This window comes from Aquabacterium sp. (genome assembly GCF_048860245.1).
GTDB lineage: Bacteria > Pseudomonadota > Gammaproteobacteria > Burkholderiales > Burkholderiaceae_C > Aquabacterium.
This window is the reverse complement of sequence record NZ_JBLIZW010000006.1, coordinates 1-23,156: the sequence shown is the minus strand read 5'-3', so window position 1 is coordinate 23,156 and position 23,156 is coordinate 1. Positions and strand designations below refer to the sequence as shown.

24 protein-coding genes are annotated in these 23,156 nt (G+C 60.4%); 17 read left to right on the top strand and 7 right to left on the bottom strand.

Features of this window, described 5'->3' with window-relative positions; all coding sequences use genetic code 11:
• Nucleotides 1-82 precede the first annotated feature (82 nt).
• Both ACMV18_RS00515 and ychF read right to left on the bottom strand, forming a co-directional pair.
• The gene (locus tag ACMV18_RS00515; RefSeq protein ID WP_420816263.1) at nt 83-901 is read right to left on the bottom strand and encodes a tyrosine-type recombinase/integrase; all 819 of its coding nucleotides are present in this window, start codon (nt 899-901) and stop codon (nt 83-85) included.
• Between the two features lie 218 nt (nt 902-1,119).
• Nucleotides 1,120-2,211, bottom strand: a complete 1,092-nt coding sequence (gene ychF / locus ACMV18_RS00510; protein ID WP_420816262.1) for a redox-regulated ATPase YchF — start codon at nt 2,209-2,211, stop codon at nt 1,120-1,122.
• Nucleotides 2,212-2,546: 335 nt separating this feature from the next.
• Between ychF and ACMV18_RS00505 the strand changes: the two genes are divergently transcribed.
• From ACMV18_RS00505 to ACMV18_RS00480, 6 genes are all read left to right on the top strand, one after another.
• Nucleotides 2,547-3,404: a DUF6502 family protein gene (locus ACMV18_RS00505; RefSeq protein ID WP_420816261.1), complete on the top strand. Its 858-nt coding sequence runs from the start codon at nt 2,547-2,549 to the stop codon at nt 3,402-3,404.
• The gene (locus ACMV18_RS00500; RefSeq protein WP_420816260.1) at nt 3,401-4,612 is read left to right on the top strand and encodes a DUF5666 domain-containing protein; all 1,212 of its coding nucleotides are present in this window, start codon (nt 3,401-3,403) and stop codon (nt 4,610-4,612) included. The genes ACMV18_RS00505 and ACMV18_RS00500 overlap by 4 nt, the downstream gene beginning before the upstream one ends.
• Before the next feature lie 25 nt (nt 4,613-4,637).
• Nucleotides 4,638-5,879 (top strand): c-type cytochrome, encoded by a 1,242-nt coding sequence (locus ACMV18_RS00495; protein WP_420816259.1) that lies wholly within the window; start codon nt 4,638-4,640, stop codon nt 5,877-5,879.
• A 14-nt stretch (nt 5,880-5,893) separates the two neighbouring features.
• Nucleotides 5,894-7,369: an FAD-dependent oxidoreductase gene (locus ACMV18_RS00490; RefSeq protein WP_420816258.1), complete on the top strand. Its 1,476-nt coding sequence runs from the start codon at nt 5,894-5,896 to the stop codon at nt 7,367-7,369.
• Nucleotides 7,370-7,521: 152 nt separating this feature from the next.
• The gene (locus tag ACMV18_RS00485) at nt 7,522-8,685 is read left to right on the top strand and encodes an FAD-dependent monooxygenase (protein WP_420816257.1); all 1,164 of its coding nucleotides are present in this window, start codon (nt 7,522-7,524) and stop codon (nt 8,683-8,685) included.
• 33 nt (nt 8,686-8,718) lie between these two features.
• A complete protein-coding gene (locus ACMV18_RS00480) occupies nt 8,719-9,462 on the top strand; it encodes a DsbC family protein (RefSeq protein ID WP_420816256.1) in 744 nt (247 codons plus the stop codon).
• A 4-nt stretch (nt 9,463-9,466) separates the two neighbouring features.
• On the opposite strand, the gene ACMV18_RS00475 is transcribed toward ACMV18_RS00480, so the two are convergent.
• From ACMV18_RS00475 to ACMV18_RS00455, 5 genes are all read right to left on the bottom strand, one after another.
• On the bottom strand, nt 9,467-10,621 hold the full coding sequence (locus ACMV18_RS00475; RefSeq protein ID WP_420816254.1) for a DUF3108 domain-containing protein: 1,155 nt from the start codon (nt 10,619-10,621) through the stop codon (nt 9,467-9,469).
• On the bottom strand, nt 10,618-12,468 hold the full coding sequence (locus ACMV18_RS00470) for a M61 family metallopeptidase (RefSeq protein WP_420816253.1): 1,851 nt from the start codon (nt 12,466-12,468) through the stop codon (nt 10,618-10,620). Before ACMV18_RS00470 ends, ACMV18_RS00475 begins: the two co-directional genes overlap by 4 nt.
• 25 nt (nt 12,469-12,493) lie before the next feature.
• Nucleotides 12,494-12,991 (bottom strand): DUF3429 domain-containing protein, encoded by a 498-nt coding sequence (locus ACMV18_RS00465; protein WP_374255250.1) that lies wholly within the window; start codon nt 12,989-12,991, stop codon nt 12,494-12,496.
• 85 nt (nt 12,992-13,076) lie between these two features.
• A complete protein-coding gene (locus ACMV18_RS00460; protein ID WP_420816252.1) occupies nt 13,077-13,901 on the bottom strand; it encodes an SAM-dependent methyltransferase in 825 nt (274 codons plus the stop codon).
• 1 nt (nt 13,902) lies between these two features.
• Complete coding sequence (locus tag ACMV18_RS00455; protein ID WP_420816251.1) at nt 13,903-14,553, bottom strand: Maf family nucleotide pyrophosphatase; 651 nt, start codon at nt 14,551-14,553, stop codon at nt 13,903-13,905.
• A 48-nt stretch (nt 14,554-14,601) separates the two neighbouring features.
• Here ACMV18_RS00455 and ACMV18_RS00450 point away from each other — a divergent pair, with 48 nt between their 5' ends.
• The 11 genes from ACMV18_RS00450 to ACMV18_RS00400 form a co-directional block, all read left to right on the top strand.
• Nucleotides 14,602-15,207 carry a YceD family protein gene (locus ACMV18_RS00450; protein ID WP_374255255.1) on the top strand — a complete coding sequence of 202 codons (606 nt, stop codon included), beginning with the start codon at nt 14,602-14,604 and terminating at the stop codon, nt 15,205-15,207.
• A gap of 187 nt (nt 15,208-15,394) precedes the next feature.
• Nucleotides 15,395-15,580 (top strand): 50S ribosomal protein L32, encoded by a 186-nt coding sequence (gene rpmF, locus ACMV18_RS00445; RefSeq protein WP_374255257.1) that lies wholly within the window; start codon nt 15,395-15,397, stop codon nt 15,578-15,580.
• Between the two features lie 153 nt (nt 15,581-15,733).
• The gene (gene plsX, locus ACMV18_RS00440) at nt 15,734-16,831 is read left to right on the top strand and encodes a phosphate acyltransferase PlsX (protein ID WP_374255259.1); all 1,098 of its coding nucleotides are present in this window, start codon (nt 15,734-15,736) and stop codon (nt 16,829-16,831) included.
• Between the two features lie 11 nt (nt 16,832-16,842).
• Entirely contained in the window at nt 16,843-17,877 is a 1,035-nt protein-coding gene (locus tag ACMV18_RS00435; protein WP_420816250.1) for a beta-ketoacyl-ACP synthase III, read from the top strand.
• Nucleotides 17,878-17,922: 45 nt separating this feature from the next.
• Nucleotides 17,923-18,861 (top strand): ACP S-malonyltransferase, encoded by a 939-nt coding sequence (fabD, locus tag ACMV18_RS00430; RefSeq protein ID WP_420816249.1) that lies wholly within the window; start codon nt 17,923-17,925, stop codon nt 18,859-18,861.
• The gene (fabG, locus tag ACMV18_RS00425) at nt 18,858-19,604 is read left to right on the top strand and encodes a 3-oxoacyl-ACP reductase FabG (protein WP_420816248.1); all 747 of its coding nucleotides are present in this window, start codon (nt 18,858-18,860) and stop codon (nt 19,602-19,604) included. Before fabD ends, fabG begins: the two co-directional genes overlap by 4 nt.
• 108 nt (nt 19,605-19,712) lie before the next feature.
• A complete protein-coding gene (acpP, locus tag ACMV18_RS00420) occupies nt 19,713-19,952 on the top strand; it encodes an acyl carrier protein (protein WP_109036166.1) in 240 nt (79 codons plus the stop codon).
• A 71-nt stretch (nt 19,953-20,023) separates the two neighbouring features.
• The gene (fabF, locus tag ACMV18_RS00415; protein WP_420816247.1) at nt 20,024-21,268 is read left to right on the top strand and encodes a beta-ketoacyl-ACP synthase II; all 1,245 of its coding nucleotides are present in this window, start codon (nt 20,024-20,026) and stop codon (nt 21,266-21,268) included.
• 38 nt (nt 21,269-21,306) lie between these two features.
• Entirely contained in the window at nt 21,307-21,993 is a 687-nt protein-coding gene (locus tag ACMV18_RS00410) for a hypothetical protein (RefSeq protein WP_420816246.1), read from the top strand.
• Between the two features lie 143 nt (nt 21,994-22,136).
• Nucleotides 22,137-22,679 carry a sigma-70 family RNA polymerase sigma factor gene (locus ACMV18_RS00405; RefSeq protein WP_420816264.1) on the top strand — a complete coding sequence of 181 codons (543 nt, stop codon included), beginning with the start codon at nt 22,137-22,139 and terminating at the stop codon, nt 22,677-22,679.
• A gap of 94 nt (nt 22,680-22,773) precedes the next feature.
• On the top strand, nt 22,774-23,156 hold a 383-nt coding region (locus ACMV18_RS00400; protein ID WP_420816245.1), incomplete at its 3' end, for a sigma-E factor negative regulatory protein.

The window sequence follows — 23,156 nt, the reverse complement described above, 5'->3', positions numbered from 1 at the left end:
CAACACCCCAATTGCGCCACTACAAAGCATTCATGCAGTTGCCACTACAAAACTTCCGCAAAAATGTGCATAAGTCGTTGATTCACATGGAAGCGGCTTCACCAAAAACGCGAAATCGGCATTTTGGTGTCGAACTCGGGTTGTCCAGGTCGAACTCAGCCCATTCTGCTTGGACGGATTCATTCGGGCGGCTGAGCGTCAGCCACATGAGCTGGAAGGCCTTAATGGTTTGGAAGTTGCCGCCATGTCCATCAAAGTCGTTCAGCAGCTGGCCGACCTCCTCCGCGCTGAGGGCGCGCTTGTGTTGCGTCTTGTTGGGCGGCAGCGCTTTGCGAACCGGCCAAACGGGGTCAGTGTCCGCCCGCAGGGTGGCTACCGCATGCTCGAAGACGCCAGACATGGTGCGCTTGGCTTCAGCTGCCACCGTGGGAGCGCCGCGCTTGACCGTCTTGTTGAGAATGTCGAGAACGTGGGCTGGGGTAATCTGACGCACCGGCAGCTTGCCAATCGATGGGAAGACCACGCGCTCCAGCATATCGAGTCTGCGCTTCTTGGTTACTTCTTCCCAGTCCTTCAGGCCCAGCCACTCCTTGGCGATGGCCTCGAATGTGTTCGCCGAGTCTTGCTCGCGCTTGATGCGTTCGATCTGGCGGTTCTGGACGGGATTGATGCCGTCCCTGACCAGCTTCCGCGCCGCCTCGCACTTCTCTCTGGCCTCGCCGAGCGTCACGCTGGGGTAGTCGCCAAGTGCGAACCACGAGGCCTTGTCATTGAGCTTGAAGCGATAGCGCCAAGCCTTGATGCCGTTGGGTTTGATTTCTAGGTACAGCCCCTTGTAGTCATTGAGGCGGTAGATGCCTTCTCTAGGCTTGGCGGCTCGGCACTGGGCGTCTGTCAGCATCTTGAAGCTCTCCTGTTCGTCCTCAGGGCTTCATCGTATACACCTTCATCGACCTGGCGCAAGATCCATATACACGGCCGTATTCACTTGCGCAGTGCTATCAGCTGTCGTTGCATGCAACGAGCTGAAATGAAAAAGCCCCGTATCCACGGGGCTTTGCGTCGATTTCAGTGATGCACTTGCAAGCATGTGCAATCGCCTGAAATGGCTTGTTTGAATCAGACGTTGAACAGGAAGTTCAGCACGTCACCGTCTTTGACGATGTACTCCTTGCCTTCTGCTCGCATCTTGCCCGCATCCTTGGCACCGGCTTCGCCTTTGTACTGAATGTAGTCTTCAAACGCGATGGTTTGGGCACGGATGAACCCGCGCTCAAAGTCGGTGTGGATCACGCCAGCCGCTTGGGGTGCGGTGGCGCCCACGGGCACGGTCCAGGCACGCACTTCCTTCACACCGGCGGTGAAGTAGGTTTGCAGGCCCAGCAGCTTGAAGCCAGCACGGATCAAACGATTCAGACCAGGCTCGTCCTGACCCATTTCGGCCAGGAACATGGCGCGGTCTTCATCATCCATTTCCGACAGTTCGGCCTCGGTCTTGGCGCAAATGGCGACCACCGGTGCGTTCTGGCCCGCGGCGTAGTCCTTCAGGCGGTCCAGCAGCGGGTTGTTCTCAAAGCCGCTTTCGTCCACGTTGCCCACAAACATGGCGGGCTTGGCTGTGATCAAGCACAAGGGCTTCAGCAGGGCACGTTCTTCCTTGCTGAAATCAATCGTGCGCACGGGCTTGACCTGGTCCAGCGCTTCCTTGCACTTTTCCAGGATCTTGCACAGGGCTTGCGATTCCTTGTCGCCAGCGCGGGCTGTCTTCTGGCTGCGCGTCAGAGCCTTTTCCACGCTCGACAGGTCGGCCAGGCACAGTTCGGTCTGAATGACTTCGATGTCGGCGATCGGGTCAACCTTGCCCGCCACGTGGATCACGTTGGCATCTTCAAAGCAACGCACCACGTTGACGATGGCGTCGGTTTCACGGATGTGGGCCAGGAACTGGTTGCCAAGGCCTTCGCCCTTGGACGCACCTGCCACCAGGCCGGCGATGTCCACGAATTCGACGATGGCCGGCAGGATGCGCTCCGGCTTGACGATTTCAGCCAGCTGATCGAGCCGGGGATCAGGCACCTCGACCACACCCACGTTGGGCTCGATGGTGCAGAAGGGATAGTTTTCAGCGGCGATGCCAGCCTTGGTCAACGCGTTGAAGAGGGTGGATTTGCCAACGTTGGGCAAACCCACGATGCCGCACTTGAGGCTCATGGAAATTCCTTGTGAATCAGTCACTTGGCGCGCCATTTCACCCAAGGCGGGCGTGGTCGAAGTGAATGATCTGGTGTGTTGGGGCCGGGCAGACAAAACAACGGCCTGGAGTCGCTTTGCGAGCATGTCGCAGAGAGTTTTGCGCCAGTTCTGTTCCGGTGAGTAGGTGCCAATTGTAATGATCCTCGGGGCACTTCTCCCATAGGTGGTAGTTGCCAACTGCCGAATCCTTTGAGATGCACGGCCCCGGTAGTCCGAGTTGCTTTGTCGGGTATACAATAAATGTGTGAAATGCACATTTATGATTGAGCGCACTAAATCTCGAGTAATCAGTCGTGGACGCCTCTCCCCACTCCTTGCGAACAGAGCAGCAGGCCTTGCTTGGTGCCTTGTCGCATTTGCTGGAACCCCTTGCGGCCTTGTGTCTGGCCAAGGGGGTTTCCATTCAGTCAGCCGAGGAGTTGCTGAGACAGTCCTACGTGAAGGCAGCGCGTCACGCTTGTGGGGATGGGCGGTCGGATCGCCTGACCAGTCGCATCAGCACCATGACCGGCTTGACGCGCCGTGAGGTGGCTCGCATCGAGTCGCTGGAAGAGGCCAAGTTGCCCGCGACGCGTTCTGCCGCAACCGACTTGTTGACGCACTGGGTGAGTCAACCTGCCTACACCAACGGTCATTTGCGCCCGATCCGTTTGCCAAGGCAGGGCGCAGAGCCCAGTTTTGAAGCGCTGGCCCGCCAGGTGACGCAGGACGTGCATCCTCGCACCTTGCTGGAAGAGATGATCCGACTGAAGCTGGTGGCGCACGATGCCGCTACCGACACGGTGTCTTTGCTGGAGGACACCTTCGTTCCCCGCGGCAATTGGCCGGAGATGGTGGGGCATCTCGGGCGCAACGTTGGGGATCACTTGCAGGCTGCAGTCACGAACGTGCTGGGGCAAGGCAACGAGCATTTCGAGCAGGCCTTGCTGGCCGATGAATTGTCGAGTCAGTCCATTCAGGAAGCACGGCAGTTGATCGCCAACGAATGGCGGCACCTCATGACCAGTCTGGGGCCTCAGTTGCAAGCCTTGATGGATGCAGATCGTGCGGCCGGGCGAGCACAAGACCAGGCCGTACGCATTGGCTTGTATTCATGGGCGCACCCCATGCCCCCCGTTCTCTCTCCAGTCTCCCAAGAAAGCGAAACATGAAACCTGTCCAGTCGGTCCCATCCGTCTCTCGTCGCACGGCTTTGCTGACCATGGTTGGCGCTGTGGCGCAATTTGCCGGCTGTGGTGGTGGCGACAGCAACGTGGCGGGACTCAGTAGCGGCGGAACGGGCTCCTTCAGCGGTGGCACGGTCAATGGCTTGGGTTCCATCATCGTGAATGGCATTCGCTATGACGACAGTTCGGCCACGGTGACACGCTATGACGGCACCACCGACTCCAGCGCCAATTTGCGTGTGGGGATGGTGGTATTCATCCAGGGATCGGTGGTGACGCCTGCGACCAGGGTGGGGGGCACCCCCACCGCCAAGGCCTATCGCATCAGCTATGGCGAAGAATGGCGCGGACCTGTCGACGCCACCAGCGCCAACGGGTTCAGTGTGTTGGGACAAAGCGTGGACGTGCTGTCGACCACCGTGTTCGATGGTGTCGTCAGCATCTTGGCAGACGTGACAACGGCGCACTATGTCGAGGTGTATGGCTATGTCGACCCCAGCAGCGGGCGCTTGCAGGCGACGCGTGTGGAGGTCGCCACGACGCAACCGAGCACGTACCGGCTCAGCGGCAGCATCCGCAATCTCGACACCAGTGCGCGCACGTTTGCACTGGGCTCGGCCACCATCCACTACAACGAGGCCACGACCAAACCAGCGCTGTTGAGCAACGGCCAGCTTGTTGGTGTGATTTTGCCGGCGCAACAACCTGTCAGTTGGACGGCGACGCGCATCGAGGCGCAGTACCAGCCGGTCGCCAGTTTGCAGGTTTCGGACAAGGATGAGGCCGAGATCCACGGCGTGGTGACATCGGGCTCGGGGGCGCTGTTCAACGTCAATGGCGTCCAGGTAGATGCCTCGTCGGCCGTGATCTCCAACGGGACCGTCGCCGTGGGCGTCACCGTGGAGGTCGAAGGCACGGTTCGAAATGGGGTTGTCGTGGCGAGCAAGGTGAAGGTCGAGACCGAGGCCGAGTTGGAGGCCCAGGAGTTCGAGTTTCACGGGACCTTCAGTGTGCTCGATACGAGTGCACGCACCTTCGTGCTGAAGGGCTACCGCTTTACCTACGACAGCCAGACCGAGTTTGACGGGATCAACTGGGCCACGAACCCGACCCCGTCTTACATCGAAGTGAAAGCCGTCTTGAACACCGACGGCAGTTGGCGTGCGACGCAAGTCGAAGCCGACAACGATTGATTTTTCCCCTTAACCAGGAGCGACCATGAAGTACACAGGTTCGATTCAATTGAGCGCGATGCGGCGCTGGCGTCTGGCGGCGCCTTGGCTGGTCAGCGCTTTGCTCGCTGCCTGTGGCGGCGGAGGAGGGGGCGGCAGTAGCGCGTCGGCTTCCTTGAGTGGCGTGGCAGTCGATGGCTATCTGCAAGGTGCCTCGGTGTTTCTGGATGTCAATCGCAACGGCATCTTGGATGCAGGCGAGCCCAGCACCACGACCGATGCCAATGGCCGCTACACCTTGGACTACAGCAGCGTGTCCAGCTCGGTAAAAGGCTTGCCGATTGTGGTCACCGGAGGCATCGACTCTGACACCGGCTATGCATTTGCCGGTCGCCTCTCTGCGCCGGTCGATCTGGCTGCCTCTGCGCAAGTGGTCTCGCCACTGACTTCGTTGGTTGATGCTCTGGTGGCGCAGGGGGCGGCGACCGATGCGGCTGCGGCCCGTGCCATGGTGGCTTCGGCATTGGGTTTGAGTGCCGCTGACTTGTTGAAGGATCCTGTTGCAGCCATTGCCAACCAACCTGCCATTTACGCGCAGCAAGTTGCTTTGCAGCGTGCCGTGCAAATGCTGGCCAGCGCAAACGCCGAGCCCAACGAATCCGCGCATGATGCGCAAGAGCGCGTGATCAAGGCCCTTGCCCTAGCGATTCGCGCTCAGACCAGTGCGGTCAGTGTGGGGCAGTTGGTGTCGGGCATCGCCAGCGGGCAGATGAAAGAAACCGAGGCAGGGCGCAAATTGGCTGAGGCCGTTCAAGAAACGGTTCAATCGGCGCTCGGTCGGACGGATGGGCGCAACCAAGCCAAGGCCGTGTTGAAAGCCATGGATCAGTTGCGCCATCAGATGGAAAGCAGTGGTGACTACGACCTGACTCGTGCCGCAACGCGCCTGGACGGCGACTACGGGCTGTCAACCAGCGCACCCTTTACCAAACTGACCAATACGAGCCATACAGATGATGGGGATGGCATCAACACGGTGAACACCCTGTTCAAACCATCCACGACCGTCACGCAGCCTGCCAACACGAGCGGGCGCCTGCTGGCATCCAACTGCTTCCAATGCCACGGCACCGGGGGCGTCGGCGGCTTCGACGGCATTCGTGGTTCGTCGGCGTCCGAGGTCAAAGAGTTTCTGACCAAGGCGCCTCGAAGCAACATCATGGCGGCACACGCTCAGGGCTACACCAGTGCCCAGTTGGATGCAGTCATCGCGTACCTGAAGCAATAAGCCCGGAGACCACCATGAACAATTCCCATACGAATCTGACGTCTCGTCGCCGTTGGCTGGCACTTGCCACTGCTGCAATCGGTGCGGGTCTGATGCCCATCCTCGGCCGCGCCGATGACGATGCAGAGAGCCATGATGCGCTCGATGTGGAAGATCATTTTGGCGACAGTGCCAACACCACCTTCACTTTGGCCAATACGGGCCTGAGTGCGAACATCGTGGTCGTGGGAGGCGGCACGGCCGGCGCCACCGCCGCAAAGTATCTGCGCCTGTGGGGCGGGGCCGGGGTCAAGGTCACACTGGTTGAACCCAATGCGCTCTACACCTCGAACATCATGAGCAACATGGTGCTCAATGGTCGTCGCACAGTGAGCAGCCTGGACTACAACTACAACGGCTTGACCACGAAATACGGCGTGACGCTCAAGCAGGCGTCGCTGGTCTCGATCGACAAAGGCGCGAAGCAAATCAGCCTGTCTGACGGGAGCAGTCTGGCCTATGACCGCTTGGTCTTGGCGCCCGGTATCGAGTTTGTCGATGCCTACGGGCTGACGCAGCAGGACTACGAGGTGCGTACGCCACATGCCTGGCAAGCCGGGCCCCAGACGGCGCTGCTGGCCACACAGTTGGCGGGCATGAGTTCGTCAGGGGTGTTTGTGATGACGATCCCGAAGTCGCCATACCGCTGCCCTCCTGGCCCTTATGAACGTGCTTGTCTGGTTGCCGATTTCTTGAAGACCCGTGCTGGCGGCAGCACGTCCAAGGTCATCGTCTTGGACGAGAACGTCGAGAAGGTCGCGGGCAATCCATACAGCGCCATTCAGGCTGAAGTCGAAAACTTCACGCAAGCGTTCCAAGTGACGCATGGCGGCGTCATCGACTACCGCTCTGGCGTCAAGAGCATTCAAATCAACCCCAACACCAAGGTTGTGACTTATCTGGATGCGCAAAATGCGTCGCAAAGCATTCAGGCCGAAGTGGTCAACCCCATTGTTCCCCAGCGAGCAAGGGGCGGCGGCGTTGGCGGCTGGCTGAGCACCGCTGGTCTGACCAACAGCAAGGACAGCACCGGTGCGGCAGACAACCGCTGGTGCGTCGTGAATGTCCTGAGCTTCGAATCCACGGCATCCGGCGCTGCGGGCATTCATGTGCTGGGCGATGCGGCCAGTTGCGGGCTTCCCAAGGCTGGCCACGTCGCCAACCAAGAGGCAAAAATCTGCGCAGACGCGATTGTTCGCCTGTTGGGTGGGCAGCAGCCTGATCCGGCGCCGGTCGCCAACTCGGCTTGCTTCTCCCCGATCACGGCGAGCACGGCATCCTGGTTGACGGCGGTCTACCAGTACGACAGCGCCACGCAAAAGCTGGTGGTTGCCAACAACGGTGGATCGACCTCCGGCGCCAGCCCCATCGAAGCCTCTGCACCGTCCGCAGAGAACTTCAAGCAAATGAACACCTGGTTCAATACCTTGATGGGGGATAGCTTTGCTTGATTGGCGATACCCTGGCGCGTGAGCCGGGGGCTCAGAAGGTCACTTCATTTGATCCCCGTTCAGCCAGATCGGGGAATTCATATTAGATTACCCACCTGCCTGTCTGGCTTCGGCCAGACAGGCTTTCTGTTGACTTTCTGTGGGTTGAGCGAATGAGTGCCAAGGGTTTTGATGTCTGTGTCAGCGGTTCCGGTGCGGTGGCCATGAGCTTGGCATTGGCCCTGTCTGCCGAAGGCTGGCACGTGGCTTGGTCTCGTGCACCTGAATCGAACAAGCCTCAGCAAGCCGATGTACGCACCTATGCCCTGAACGCTCGCGCCATTGCGCTGCTGGAGCGGCTGCGCGTCTGGCCCGCCTTGAAGGCATTTGCTTCGCCGGTCTATGAAATGGCCATCCAGGGGGATGCGGGCGGCGCCATGACCTTCTCCGCATGGCAGCAAAATGTCGCCGAGCTGACCTGGATCGTCGATGCCGCGGCGCTGGAGCGTCTGTTGAACGACGCGCTGCGCTTTGCGCCACGTGTGGAAGTGGTGCCCCCATTGTCCGAGCAGGGGGTGCCACCGGTGAAGGCTTCGCTGCTGGCGATTTGCGAAGGCAAGCACTCTGGCACGCGCGCCGCATTGGGGGTGGAGTTTTCACGCAAGGAATACGGCCACTGGGGTGTGGCGACGCGACTGAAAGCCACTCGCCCGCACAACGGGGTGGCGCGGCAATGGTTCCGTTCCCCGGACATCCTGGCCTTGTTGCCGTTCAATCAACCAGACCCCGAAGCCTCTTACGGCTTGGTCTGGTCCGTGCCACAGGATCGGGCTCGCCACCTGCAGTCCTTGACGCCCGAAGATTTTGCCGTCGAGCTCAACGATGCCATTCGACAGTCCGATGCCGCCGCCGCCGACCTTGTTGGCGAGTTGACGGTCGAGGCGCCCATTGCGGCTTGGCCGCTGGCCTTGGCTCAGGCAGATCGCTGGACCGGTGCCGGTTGGGTCTTGCTGGGCGACGCTGCGCATCAAGTGCATCCGCTGGCAGGGCAGGGGCTCAACTTGGGCTTGGCAGACGTGGACACCCTGCTCGAAGTACTGCGCGAGGCCAAGCTCAAAGAGCCCTGGCGCCAGGCGGGCGACGAGCGCATCCTCAGCCGCTATGTGCGCCGCCGTCAGTGGCCGACGCAAGCCATGTCTGGCCTGACCGACGGATTGCTGCACCTGTTCGCCGACGAGCGTGCCCCTTTGAAGGACGTGCGTAACCTTGGCATGAGCCTGGTTGAGCGTCTGGGGCCTGTCAAGCAATGGCTGGTCGGTCGCGCTTTCGATGCGTGAGCCGTTTCCTTTTTCCATCTCTCTGGATCATTCATGTCACGTATTTTGCGCAGCTTGCTGCCTTTGACCCTGAGCCTGATGTGCGCCGGTGGGGCGTTGGCGCAAACCGAGCTGAGCGCTGCACAGGTCAGCGCACTCAAACAAAAGCTGGCGCAGCGCATGCCGCAGTTGCCACCGCTGGAGTCCGCTCGCACCAGTCCCATCAATGGTTTGATCGAACTGAAGGCTGGCAGCAGCATCTTCTATAGCGATCCCAATGGCGAGTACGTCATTGAAGGTCAGATGGTGGAGTCGCGGACGCAGCGCAACCTGACCGAAGAGCGCCTGGACGAAATCAACAAGGTTGATTTCTCTACGCTGCCGTTCAAAGACGCGCTGGTCTGGCGCAACGGCTCTGGCAAGCGTCGACTGGTCGTGTTTGCCGATCCCAACTGTGGCTATTGCAAGCAACTGGAACGCGAGATCCAGCAGCTCAAGGACGTGACGGTCTACACCTTCATGATCCCGATTCTGGGTGGCGACTCTCGCGCCAAGGCCGAAGCCATCTGGTGTGCGAAGGATCGCACTCAGGCTTGGTTGGACTGGATGCTCGACGGTGTGCCGCCGCAACGCGCATTGGGCATGTGTGGCGCCACGATTCAGCGTAATCTGGCACTGTCTCAGAGCCTGCGCGTGACGGGTACCCCCGCGCTTTTCTTTGAAGACGGCTCAAGGCTGCCCTCCGCAGCCAAGGCGGCCATGCTGGAGCAGCGTCTGCGTCGAGCCTCTGCCAAATAAGGGGTCAGGGACTGGTGGGGGCGGGCGCCTTTTTGGGCGCATCGTCCGCCGCCATCTGCGGTGCGCTCTTGAGCTTCATGTCCATGAAGGTCTTCTCATCCAGTCGAACCAGAATTCGCACCGGCAGATACTGCAAGCCTGGGGCGACCCAAATGTCGGCAGGCAAGCTGCCTGCATCTGCTGACTCGGGGCGTCTGGGCTTGATGTGGATGGTCGGGATCTGACCGATCGGGGTGTTCAGAATCTCTTCGCCCACCACGTCATAAGCCAGCATTTCAGCCAGTTTGAGGTTCACCAGTGGAATCTCGATGGTCTTGCCGGTGGTCAGTAAATCAGGGTTCAAAATGAAACGATAGGCCAGTTGAATCAACTGACTGGCCGGGTCCTGAACCCCCTTGGCACGCGGAGCCCGCTTGCCTTTTTCCATGATGACCTCGTCATCCAGCAGCTGCACCATGCGCGGTGCACTCGTGCTGATCAACAGCCGGTTGACGTGCTCATAGCGTTGCGGATACAGCCCGTCTGGGCGGATTTCTCCCTCACTGGTCAATCGCCACGATCCAATGGGCGCAAAGGATGGGCCCAGGCTGGCATCAACGTGGACTTGATAGCGTTTGTCCTGCCGAATCCATTCGACCGATGCTTGTCCGTAAATGGGGCCACGGTAATAGCCTTCCAGGCTGAAGCTCACCTTGGTGGCTTTGGGCCAGACAAACACCGGCGTGGCAGGTTTGGCCTGACTGGCGCTGGCGAATGCTGCGGGGACGGATGCGGCGGGCGTGGGGGTGGATGCGGCCTGTGCGACATCCTGCGCGGCAGACGCAGGCGCGCTGGCGGCTTCTGCCAGTTGCGGCGCGGAGGCTGATTCGTCCGGTGCAGATGCCTTCGACGCTGCGCTTTCTGCCGCACGAGGCTTGCGGACTTTGGGCTTGACGGTGTTGGCGGCGCCTGCCGTCACGGGCGCCGCAACCGCGGCTGCACGAGGCGCCTGTGTGAGTTTCAGCTCACGAACGTAAGTGGCCTCCATGCGCTTGATGCCCGGCTGATCGGGGGACAGCTCGTCCATCTGCGTGGCAACTTCATTCGTGAGCAACAAATGCGCGAGCGTGACCAGAACAGTCAATCCGGCAAGCCAGCGCATGCGACGTCGTGTGATCATGCGTGGAGCCAAACCCGTCGGGACTGCAGTGCCGCGTCGCTTGCCTGAGAGGACGCAGCCAACGAAATGATGACACTTTGAGGGGTTACCAACTGGGTGATGGTCTGGCGCCCCTTTGATGCATGTGCTGGTTGCTGCGCATCCAACGCAGGCAAGGTCAATGTGAGCACGCGCTGATCTCTGCTGATCAGCAAAGGCTGGGAATGCTGGCTGCTGTGCCATTGCACCAGATCGTCTGGGCGTTTGATGCGCCAGCCATCCAGTGCCAACAACTCGTCTCCTGCACTCAAACCGGCTTGTTCCGCAATGCTGCCATGCATGACGGCTTGCACCTTGACCGCGCCAGATACGTCGCCAATCCGTACACCCAGTCGCTGCGCCAGTGGCGCCGGCTTGGCGGCGTAGTCCACCCCGTGTGCACGCAACAGGCTTTCCAGCGGCAAATCCTGGCATCCCTCCGCCCAGTCATGCAGCAGTTGGGCCCAGTCTGCGGCAGTGTGGCCAGTCGTTGGGTGCGCCGCCGCGGGCACGGGGGCCGAGCAGGCTTCTGCGGTCAGCGCCTCGGCCACGTCGGCGTGGGTGATGGGACGTGCCAATTGCCACAAGCGCTGCATGACGCCGTCCAGCGACGGCCGCTTGCCCTCGATTTCCGGTAGCAACCTCAGTGCCAAATCCAGCGCCAAGGCAATCAGCGCCCCCTTGGTGTAGTAGCTGACCGTGGCGTTGGCGGTGTTCTCGTCCTGGCGGTAGTAGCGCGTCCAGGCATCGAAGCTCGCTTGCGCGGCGCTGTACTGCAAGCGCCCCGGCGTGTTGTGAACCTGATTGATGGTCTTGGCCAGTAACTTCAGATACGTGCTTGCATCAATCAACCGAGTACGAAGCAAGAACTGGTCGTCGTAGTACGACGTGAACCCCTCAAAAAACCACAGCATGCGAGTGTGCGTCTCTTGGGTGTAGTCATACGGCGCAAACTCGACCGGCTTTAGACGCTTGACGTTCCAGGTGTGGAAGTACTCGTGACTGATCAAGCCCAACAGGGTGGTGTAGCTGTCTTGGTTGAGCGGCCGTCCCACGCGGGGCACATCTCGGCGACCGCAAATCAGTGCCGTGCTCTGGCGATGTTCCAGCCCCCCGTAGCCGTCGTCGACCACGTTCAACATGAACACATAGTGTTTGAAGTCGGGCTTGCGGCGGGCACCATGCCAAAAAGCAATCTGGGCCTCGCAAATTTTGCGGGTGTCATCCAGCAGCTTTTGACCATCCAGGTCGGATGTCGCCCCAGCAACGACAAACTCGTGGCGCACACCTCGCACCGTGAATTCACCTTGCCAGAAGGTGCCCATCTCCACGGGGTGATCGACCAGTGCATCATAGTCTGGGGCTTCGTAGTCGCCCACACCTTGTGCATTGACCTTCAATGAAGGCAAGGCGGTGGCCACGCGCCAGCCCTTGGGCAGGCCGCAGATCTTGACGCGTTGTGGATGATCCTCGAATCCTTCTGCCTTGAGGAACACGCTGGTGCCATTGAAAAAACCCCGCGATGCGTCCAGGAAGGCCGCGCGCACAGACGTGTCAAAGGCATACACCTCGTATTGAACCGTGACGGCGGCCGTGCCTTGTGTGTCCAACTGCCAAGTGGCTTTGTCTACCGGGGTCACATCAATCGATTGACCACCCTGCGTGGCACGCAGCGGAGACAAGTGCCGGGCAAACTCGCGAACCAAGTAACTACCGGGAATCCACACCGGCAAGCTCAGACGCTGCGCAACTTGCGGACGGGCAATGCGCAACGTGACCTGAAAACGATGGGCGTGCGCGTCGGCAACTTCAATGCGGTAGTCGATCATGGGCAGGCGACGAGGTCGTGAGCAATCAGATCTGGGCGGCGGCCAGGAAGCAGCACAAACTGGCCACCACAGTCAGTCGGAAGCGCAAGGTCAACCACCCTGCAACACCCAGTTCTGGGTATCGCTTGCGGTCAAACAGATAGCAAGCAATCAAGACAAAGCCCATGGCGGCCAGACCAGCATGGGGCGGCATGAGAACCGTCAGCCACGCAAAAAGCGAGTAGCCAATGCCAGTCCACAGTGCGCGCTTGTATTCAACGTGCTCAGGCTCAGGCGTGTTGGATTGCCACATGACCAGTCCCCAATGCAAGCCGCCCAGAAATGACACCACCATGGCGGCGTAGCAGGTCAGCCCCCGGACCACAAAGATGAATGGCGTCTCATCAATCCGACCGACCAGCAGCCAGATGAACAGGGCGCCACCGATGAAGGGCAGCAGCCCCAGGTAACCCAGGCGTCGTGCCAATTGACCGGGCTCGGCGTGGTGGTGGATGGACAGGCGAGGGGCGGTGTGGGTAGACATCAGGCGCAGGGCTCGAAGGGGCGTGCAATAAAAGAATCCGTGGCGAGCGAGCATTGTCGCAAGAAGCGCTCGCGTCTGTATGACATCAGGCGGCAAGCCAGCTGAAAACGGCAGGAATGTTGTCCGGGATGTCCAGTTTCTCTTGGCGCCAACGCGAAACGGTGTTGGTGCGTGTCCAGCCGCTGTCCAGCGTGATGCCGCAACTCACGCTCAGCAAGGTCTGTGGCTGCAAGTGTTGAACCAGAGACTGCCACAAGGCGGTGTTGCGATAAGGTGTTTCGATCACCAACTGAGTCTGGTGTGCCTTGCGCGACATCTGTTCCAGCTCACGAATGCGTTGCGCGCGCAGGCTGCTGTCCACAGGCAGGTAGCCGACAAACGCAAAGCTTTGGCCATGGAGTCCGCTGGCAGCCAAGGCCAAAACCAGGGAACTGGGGCCCGAAAGCGGAACGACCGTGATGCCCGCTCGGTGAGCGGCCAGCACGACGGCCGCCCCAGGATCGGCCACGCCGGGTAGGCCTGCCTCTGAAATCAGCCCGACATCATGGCCTTGCAAGGCCGGCTTCAGCAGTGCCTGGACGGCTTGTTCGTCTTCACGCGTTGCCTTGGCGCTGCCGCCGCCCTTCGGAGGGCGTGGCAGCACCTGAATGTCTTGCTCTTGCAGCGGTGTGGCCAAGGGGCACACTTCGCCCACCCGTTTGAGAAACGCCCGCGTGGTCTTGGCGTTCTCGGCAACCCAGTGGCGAAGTCGTGCCGCTGCAGTCAGCGCCCCCATGGGGATGACTTCCCGCAAGTCGGGCATGCTGCTGCCTTCTTGCGCAGGGCCGATGCAGCCAAAGTCCAGGGTGTTGGGGATGAGAATCAGGCGCCCTTTTCGTGGGGCATCTGCGCGAGTTGGTTCTTGGGACATGTCAGATTTCCTGGGTGGCCAGCCAGGCGAGGGGATTCAACCCCGCCTCGCTCAGCAACTGGCTGGTCAAAATCAACGGCAGACCGATCAGCGATGTGGGGTCATCCGACTCGATGCTGGACAGCAAGCTGATGCCCAGGCCTTCACATTTGGCGCTGCCGGCGCAGTCATAGGGCTGTTCCAGCTTCAGGTAGGTTTCGACCTCGGTGTCGCTGAGCGCCTTGAAGCGCACGGCCACGGTGTTGACGCGCGTTTGACAAAAATGAGTGTGCGGCCGGATCACGCAGACGGCCGTGTGGAATTGAACCACCTGGCCCCGCATGGCGCGCAACTGAGCGGTGGCCCGCGCGTGATCGCCTGGCTTGCCTAGCGGCGTGCCAGCCAGGTCGGCCACTTGATCTGAGCCAATCACCACCACATCGTCCGCCATCTGCTCGGCCACCGCTCGCGCCTTCATCTCCGCCAGCCGCACCGCCATCGCCAGCGGAGTCTCACCTGGCAATGCACGCTCATCCACATCGGGCGAGCCAGTGTCAAACGGCAGTCGCAAGCGCGACAGCAGCTCCCGCCGGTAAGTGGAGGTCGACCCCAATATCAAGCGGGGCCATGTCGTGTCGGTGCAAGGGGGAAGGGCGCGGGTTGCGTTGGGCATGGGCGATATTGTCTGTGGGAAACGCCGTCTGCCTCTAAACTTCAGCCCATGAAAGCACGCACATTTGTGCCCCGCAAGTTGGATGTCGGGGCCTTTATTGAATCTGGCGAAGTGTTGTCTGGCGAATCTGCCGTTGCGGACTTGCCTCGCTTGGCTGAAGGCATGGCGCCAGGGACGGATGCCTCAACGGTGGCGGCTGTGCGCTGGAAGGCGCAGGGGCGTCAAGTCGCTCAGCGCATGAGTGCGCCGCAACTTTGGTTGGACTTGAGTGCTTCGGTTGTGTTGCCGCTGGAGTGTCAGCGTTGTTTGCACCCCGTGGCCGAGTTGGTCGAGTTCGAGCGCAGCATCCGCTTTGCAAAGGACGAGGAGACTGCGGCCCAACTGGATGCCGACAGCGATGATGATGTGCTGGCACTGGCCCGCAATTTCGATCTGCTGGAGTTGATCGAAGACGAGCTCATCATGGCGCAGCCGATCGTGCCTCGCCATGACGTATGCCCGACCGATGTCGCTGCGTTGATGAATGACGAAACGGAGACGCCGGTTCCAGGCAGGCCAGCCGAACCTGAAGCAACGGAAGAAGTGCCTCTGGACAAGTCCGGCAAGCCAAACCCGTTCGCGGTACTGGCGGCCCTGAAAAAGGGCGGAAAGTAAATTTGTGAGGTCGCCATATCTCGTGCTAGAATGGCGAGTTTTCCGGCTAACCCCGGATCAATAAAGCTTCATTTTCAACACTTGCGGACTGCAAGGTGGGTCGGAATCGGTGGCATAGCCCTGTTCCGGCAACGGTGTGGTCTGACAAACCCACGGGCTGCCTGAAGCCCGTTTACCGGAGTCTAAAATGGCCGTTCAGCAAAATAAAAAGTCGCCCTCTAAGCGTGGCATGCACCGCTCGCACAATGCTCTGACCACCCCGGGCACCGCTGTGGAAGCCACTACCGGCGAAACCCATCTGCGTCACCACATCAGCCCCACCGGTTTCTACCGTGGTCGCAAGGTCCTGAAGACCAAGGCCGACGCCGCCTGATCAGGCTTGCCCGACGTTTGTCGGGCATGACTCAAGCCATAGGGCTGGACAGACCGATTTTTCGGCTTGCCAGCCCTTGTCTTTTGTGCCTTCCGAAATTGACCGGAAGCACCATCGGGTCACTCGCATGACCCACCATTTCCGTTTCTGCTCATGACTGCTGCCGAGAACCTGTTGTCGCCCGTTCGGATTGCCGTGGACTGTATGGGGGGGGATCATGGCCCTTCCGTGACATTGCCTGCGTGCAAGGCCTTCCTCGACAAGCATCCAGAGGCGGAACTGGTGCTGGTGGGCTTGTCGGACGCGCTGGCGCCGGCTCAATCCTGGCCCCGCACGACCATCGTGGCTGCCACCGAGGTCGTCACCATGGATGACCCGGTCGAAACCGCGCTGCGCCGCAAGAAGGACTCTTCGATGCGCGTGGCCATCAGCCAGGTCAAGGTCACGGCCGACAAGCCTGCGGCTGCGCATGCCTGCGTGTCTGCAGGGAATACCGGGGCGCTGATGGCGCTGGCGCGCTATCTGCTCAAGACGGTCGAAGGCATTGACCGTCCTGCGCTGGCCACCGTGATGCCCAATCAGAAAGACGGCTTCACCACCGTGCTGGACTTGGGTGCCAACGTTGACTGCACCGCCGAGCACTTGCTGCAGTTTGCCGTCATGGGCAGCGCCCTGGTTTCGGCCGTGGATGGCAAGGACAGCCCCAGCGTGGGCTTGCTGAACATCGGTGAAGAAGTCATCAAGGGCAGCGAAGTCATCAAGCAGGCCGGCGAACTGCTGCGCACAGCCCATGATCGCCAGCTGATCAACTTCTTCGGCAACGTCGAAGGCAACGATATCTTCAAAGGCACTACTGACATTGTGGTCTGTGATGGCTTTGTCGGAAACGTTGCTTTGAAGACGGCAGAAGGTCTGGCCAGCATGTTTGCGGCCTTCATCAAGCAAGAGTTCACGCGCACATTGGCCTCCAAACTGGTGGCTTTGGTCGCGATGCCCGTGCTAAATCGCTTTAAAAACCGTGTTGACCACCGTCGCTACAGCGGTGCTGCGCTGCTTGGTTTGCGCGGACTGGTGTTCAAGAGTCACGGGTCTTCGGACAGTTTGGCCTTTGAGGTTGCATTAAATAGAGCTTATGATGCGGCCCGTCATCGACTGCTGGACCGGGTTCATGACCAGATCGCAGCCACGCTCGAAAGCCTGCCACAAGCGGCTGACTCGAATGCGCAGGCGGATGTGGGCCGTGCGGCCTGATCCCATTTTCAATGTCCACAAGACAGACAGACGACAAGGCTAGTTCCTTTTCCCCCTCTCCGGTTTCCGGAGCACGTTACTCCCGTATCGCGGGCACAGGCAGTTGCCTGCCGCCCAACAGGGTCACCAACCAGGACATGGTTGACCGCCTTGCGCGAGACGGGATCGCCACATCAGACGAGTGGATCGTTGAGCGAACGGGTATCCGTGCCCGCCACTTCGCCGACGAAGGTGTCACATCCAGTGCCTTGGGCGTCGAAGCCGCCCGTCGTGCACTGGACGCTGCGGGCCTCGCGCCCTCGGACATCGATTTGATCGTCTGCGCCACGTCCACCCCGGACATGGTTTTTCCATCCACGGCCTGCCTGATTCAACGCGAGTTGGGTGTGCACGGGTGCCCCGCATTCGATGTGCAGGCCGTGTGCTCCGGCTTTGTGTATGCCCTGACCGTGGCAGACGCCATGATTCGCACAGGATCAGCGCGCCGGGCTCTGGTCATCGGCGCAGAAGTTTTTTCCCGTTTGCTGGACTTCCAGGACCGCACCACCTGCGTGCTCTTTGGCGACGGTGCAGGGGCGGTGGTGCTGGAAGCATCAGATCAACCTGGGGTGGTCGCGTCGCGCTTGCATGCCGATGGCCGTTATGCGGACATTCTCAATGTGCCTGCTGCCATCTCGTGTGGATCCATTTTGGGCGATCCCACGCTCAAGATGGACGGGCAGGCCGTCTTCAAGCTCGCTGTCGGTGTGCTCGATAAAGCGGCACATGAAGTGCTGGAAGTTGCTGGACGTGATGAGTCTTGTATCGATTGGCTTATCCCACATCAAGCAAATTTGCGAATCATGCAGGGGACTGCACGTAAACTCCGGCTTGGTCTCGACAAGATCGTGGTGACCGTGGATCAGCACGGCAACACCTCGGCTGCCTCCATTCCTTTGGCGCTGGATCATGCTGTCCGTAGCGGGCAGATTCAGCGCGGCCAGACGTTGTTGCTGGAAGGGGTGGGCGGTGGCTTCACATGGGGTGCGGTGCTGGTGGATTACTGATTTCTGCCAGATGCCCCTGTGGTTTCCCATATCAGAAGGACATACATGACCTCGTTTGCATTCGTTTTCCCCGGCCAGGGTTCTCAGGCCGTGGGCATGCTCAACGCCTGGGAAGGGCACGCAGCCGTGCGTGAGACCTTGGCTGAAGCGTCTGACGCGCTGGGCGAAGACATCGGCAAGCTGATCGCCGAAGGCCCCAAAGAGGCGCTCGACCTCACCACCAACACCCAGCCCGTCATGCTGACCGCCGGTGTGGCCTGTTGGCGCGCCTGGCTGGCAGAAACCGGCCTGACGCCAGCTGCTGTGGCGGGTCACTCCCTGGGTGAGTACAGCGCCCTGGTTGCTGCGGGTGCCCTGACCCTGAAAGATGCGCTGCCGTTGGTGCGCTTCCGTGCGCAGGCCATGCAAGAAGCCGTGCCCGTGGGCGTGGGTGGCATGGCTGCCATCCTCGGTCTCGACGGTGAGGCCGTGAAAGCCGGTTGCGCCGAAGCCGCTGCCGCGGTGGGCGAGGCCGTTGAAGCCGTGAACTTCAACGACCCCAAGCAAACCGTGATCGCGGGCACCAAGGCTGCCGTGGAAAAGGCGTGTGAAGTGCTGAAGGCCGCCGGTGCCAAGCGCGCGCTGCCGCTGCCCGTGTCGGCGCCGTTCCATTCCAGCCTCATGAAGCCTGCCGCCGAGCGCTTGAAGGAAAAGCTGGCGGCCACGCCGTTTGCCGTGCCCGCTATGCCTGTGATCAACAACATCGACGTGGCCGTGGTGTCCGATGCAGACGCGCTGCGCGATGCCCTGTACCGTCAAGCCTTTGGTCCCGTGCGTTGGGTGGAAACCATCCAGGCCCTGAAGTCGCGCGGTCACACTCATGTGATTGAATGTGGTCCCGGTAAGGTGCTGGCGGGTATGGTCAAGCGCATCGACGCTGAACTGATCACCACCACCATTTTTGATCCGGCCTCTCTGGCTGAAGCGAAGGGACTGTTGGCATGACCGCAGAATACAAAGGACAAGTGGCACTGGTCACCGGCGCCAGCCGTGGCATTGGTCGCGCCATTGCTGTGGCGCTGGCCGAGCGTGGCGTGAAGGTCATTGGCACCGCCACCACCGAAGCCGGTGCGCAGGCCATTTCCGAAGGTTTGGCCGCCTACGAGGGCAGCAAGGGCCTGGCTCTGAATGTGACGGATGCTGCAGCCGTGGACGCTGCGCTCGATGCCATCCTCAAAGAACACGGTGCGCTGCACATTCTGGTGAACAATGCTGGTATCACTCGAGACAACCTCGCCATGCGCATGAAGGACGAGGACTGGGATGCCGTGATCGACACCAACCTCAAGGCCATCTTCCGCCTCAGCCGTGGCGTGATGCGCCCGATGATGAAACAACGCTATGGCCGCATCGTCAACATCACTTCGGTGGTGGGTGCCAGCGGCAATCCCGGTCAAGCCAACTACGCTGCCGCCAAGGCCGGTGTCGCGGGGATGACACGCGCTTTGGCGCGTGAACTGGGCAGCCGCAACATCACCGTCAACTGCGTGGCCCCTGGCTTCATCGACACGGACATGACCAAGGCCTTGTCCGACGAGCAGCAGGGTGCGCTCAAGGCGCAAATCCCTCTGGGACGCCTGGGCCAGCCCGAAGACATCGCCGAAGCCGTTGCCTATCTCGCATCGCCGCAAGCCGGCTACGTGACAGGTGTCGAGCTGCATGTCAACGGCGGCATGTACATGAACTGAATTTGAGATGTTTCTGGGGAATCTCAATCCTTTTGCATGTGGTCAGCGTATTGACACGTTGAACCGCTAAAATCCCTGGTTTGTTTGCACAACCCTCCTGGAGGAGTCATGAGCGATATCGAAGCACGCGTCAAGAAGATCATTGCAGAACAACTCGGCGTGGCCGAGTCTGAAGTCACCAACGAAAAGGCCTTCGTGGCTGATCTGGGCGCTGATTCCCTGGACACCGTCGAGCTGGTGATGGCCCTCGAAGACGAGTTCGGCATCGAGATCCCTGACGAAGAGGCTGAGAAGATCACCACCGTTCAGTTGGCGATCGACTACGCCAAGGCCCACGCCAAGGCCTGAGCCGACTGACCCCTGTTCAAGGCCCTTCGGGGCCTTGTTCACATCCGACCTACTTTTTTGCAGATTCCAGCATGACCCGTCGTCGCGTCGTCGTCACAGGCCTGGGCCTGGTGACCCCCCTGGGCAATAACGTTCAGGATTCCTGGTCTAACCTGGTTGCCGGTCAATCCGGTATCCAAACCATCACGAAATTCGACGCTTCGGCGTTTGCCTGCCAGTTCGCGGGCGAGGTCAAGGGCTTTTCCATCGAGGATTACATCCCCGCCAAGGAAGCCCGTCACATGGACACATTCATCCATTACGGACTGGCTGCCTCGATGCAGGCCGTCCGTGATGCAGGCCTGCCCACGGGCGAGGCGCTGACTCCCGAGGTCGCCGAGCGCATTGGCGTCATGGTGGGCTCCGGCATTGGTGGTCTGCCTATGATCGAGCAGACGCACAAGGACTACATCGACCGCGGTCCTCGTCGCATTTCGCCTTTCTTTGTGCCCGCGTCGATCATCAACATGATCTCGGGGCACGTTTCCATCCAGTTTGGCTTCAAGGGGCCCAACATTGGGGTGGTAACGGCCTGTACAACCGGTTTGCATGCGATCGGTCTGGCTGCTCGCATGATCGAAGCTGGTGACGCCGACATCATGGTGGCCGGTGGCGCCGAGTCCACCGTGTCGCCTTTGGGTGTGGGCGGCTTTGCTGCAGCACGCGCGCTGTCGAGCCGCAATGACGATCCCAAGACGGCCTCTCGTCCTTGGGACAAGGATCGTGACGGCTTCGTGCTGGGCGAGGGCGCCGGCGTGATGGTGCTCGAGTCCTACGAAAGCGCCGTGGCGCGTGGTGCCAAGATTTACGCCGAGCTGGCTGGCTTTGGCATGAGCGGCGATGCATACCACATGACCGCGCCTGACGTGGATGGCCCCAAGCGCTCCATGCTGGCAGCGCTGCGCAATGCAGGTTTGAACACAGATCAGGTTCAGTATCTCAACGCGCACGGCACTTCCACCCCGTTGGGCGACGTCAACGAAACCAATGCCATCAAGCTGGCTTTTGGTGATAACGCCAAGAAACTGGTGGTCAACTCGACCAAGTCCATGACGGGTCACCTTTTGGGTGGCGCGGGTGGCATTGAGTCGGTGTTCACCGTGCTGGCCATCCACAACCAGATTTCGCCACCCACCATCAACATCTTCAACCAGGATCCCGAGTGCGAACTGGATTACTGCGCCAATACGGCACGTGAGATGAAGATCGACGCAGCTTTGAAGAACAACTTCGGCTTCGGTGGCACCAACGGCTCGTTGGTTTTCAAGCGCGTTTAAGCGCTGAGCCGGGCATACAGCAACAATTGGTGGCTGCTATGCCCGTGTTGCCACTGGCGCGACCTGCGTCCTGGACCTTGCATGCCGGTTTCCTGGCGCAGCCATTTGCGCGTGCTGGGGGCCGTTTGTTTCTGCTTGCCACGGGGGGCATGCTGACGGGGTGGCTGTCGAGCCTGGTCGTTGACGCGGTGCGGGGCAACGCTTCATGGATGAGTCCGATGGGGGCTTCGATCCTGGTGCTCTGGCTGATGCGGCAGGCCTATCGCTTGTGGCAAGGCAGCGGCGTGTCGTCGCCGTCCGCCATGGACTTGTCCTGGCGAGGCGTGGTCAAGGCTCATCGAGGCAGCCCCTCCAGTCAGCCCCCTCAGGCAGGTTGGGTCTTGGTGGTCGACGGCAAGCGCCCTCAACCTGTGAATGTTCGGTGCATTGTGAACTTGGGTGAGCTGCGTCTCCTCCGGTTGAGTGTGGCGTCTCAGTCGAGCGATGGACATCCAGCGTATTGGTGCTGGGTTGACCTGCGCCATGGCGACGATGCCCATTACCTGCGAACACTGCTGGCTTTGTCCTCACACCTCACGTCCGGGGGGCGCATCGAAAGTCATCGTGTATCAGTGGCATCATCCGTGGCGAACAAACATTTGGGAGTTGTCTTGCCATCACAGTCAACCTTGGCGGAGAGGCGCATCGCACGATCGCCGGTCGCTGCGACCGAGGAAGTGGCATGAGTCAGCAAGAGATGGGTGATCCACAAGCTCCCAAACTCTCCTCGGGTGAGGCGGACGTCATCCGTGGCGCCGCGCCGCCGATTGACGATGCCGACGCACCGTTGGTTGAGCGTGCGCAGCGAGGAGACCAGCGTGCGTTTGAAATGTTGGTCGTCAAATACCAGCGTCGCATTGAGCGCCTGTTGGCGCGGATGGTGCGAGATGTTGATTTGATTGACGACATCGCGCAGGAAACCTTCATCCGCGCATATCGGGCCTTGCCGACGTTCCGTGGAGAGAGTGCGTTCTACACCTGGTTATACAGAATCGCCGTCAACACGGCCAAGAAGGCACTGATCGGTCTTCAAAAAGACCCATTGTTGACCGAGGCGGCGCTCAGTTCGTCCAGCGATGACGACGATGATGCTCCTCGTGTCGAGCAGACTTTGACCGACGGTGAAACGCCTGAGTCGGTTCTGGCCAGTCGACAGATTGCTGAGACGGTCAATGCCGCCATCGAGGCGCTGTCCGACGATTTGCGTCAAGCCATTACCTTGCGTGAAATCGAAGGCCTGAGTTACGAAGAAATCTCTGAAATGATGAACTGCCCGATCGGGACGGTTCGTTCACGCATTTTCCGAGCACGAGAAGCCATCGCGACCAAGTTGCGGCCCTTGCTGGATACCAAGCAAGGTGAGCGCTGGTGATGCCATGGTGTCGCAAAGTAAAGTGTAAAGATGAGTGAACTTTTTGCCGCAACGGTGATCAGTTCCCTTAGCAAGGATGCCGGAGCCCCACGCCATGCCTAAACAAATCAACGACACGACCAAGACAAATGAGTTGCTGTCCGCACTGACGGATGGCGTAGTTCACGCCGATGAGGTGGGCGAAGTCTGTGCGTCGTGGCGAACCTCTGCTGAGACGCGCGCGGTATGGCACAGCTATCAAGTCATTGGCGATGTGATGCGCTCGGAGGATTTGGCACAGTCGTGTTCGGGCGCCGATTTTCTGAAGCGGTTTCAGTCTCGTCTGGCGGATGAGCCTGTGGTGCTGGTGCCGCAGGTGGCCGAACAAGTTCGCGCCGCTCAACCCGGCTCGGTGGCCGCCGTGCTCCCCTTGCGCAAGCGTGCATGGGCAGGGCCGATGGCGGTGGCAGCCAGTTTCGTGATGGTGGTCGGGTCTGT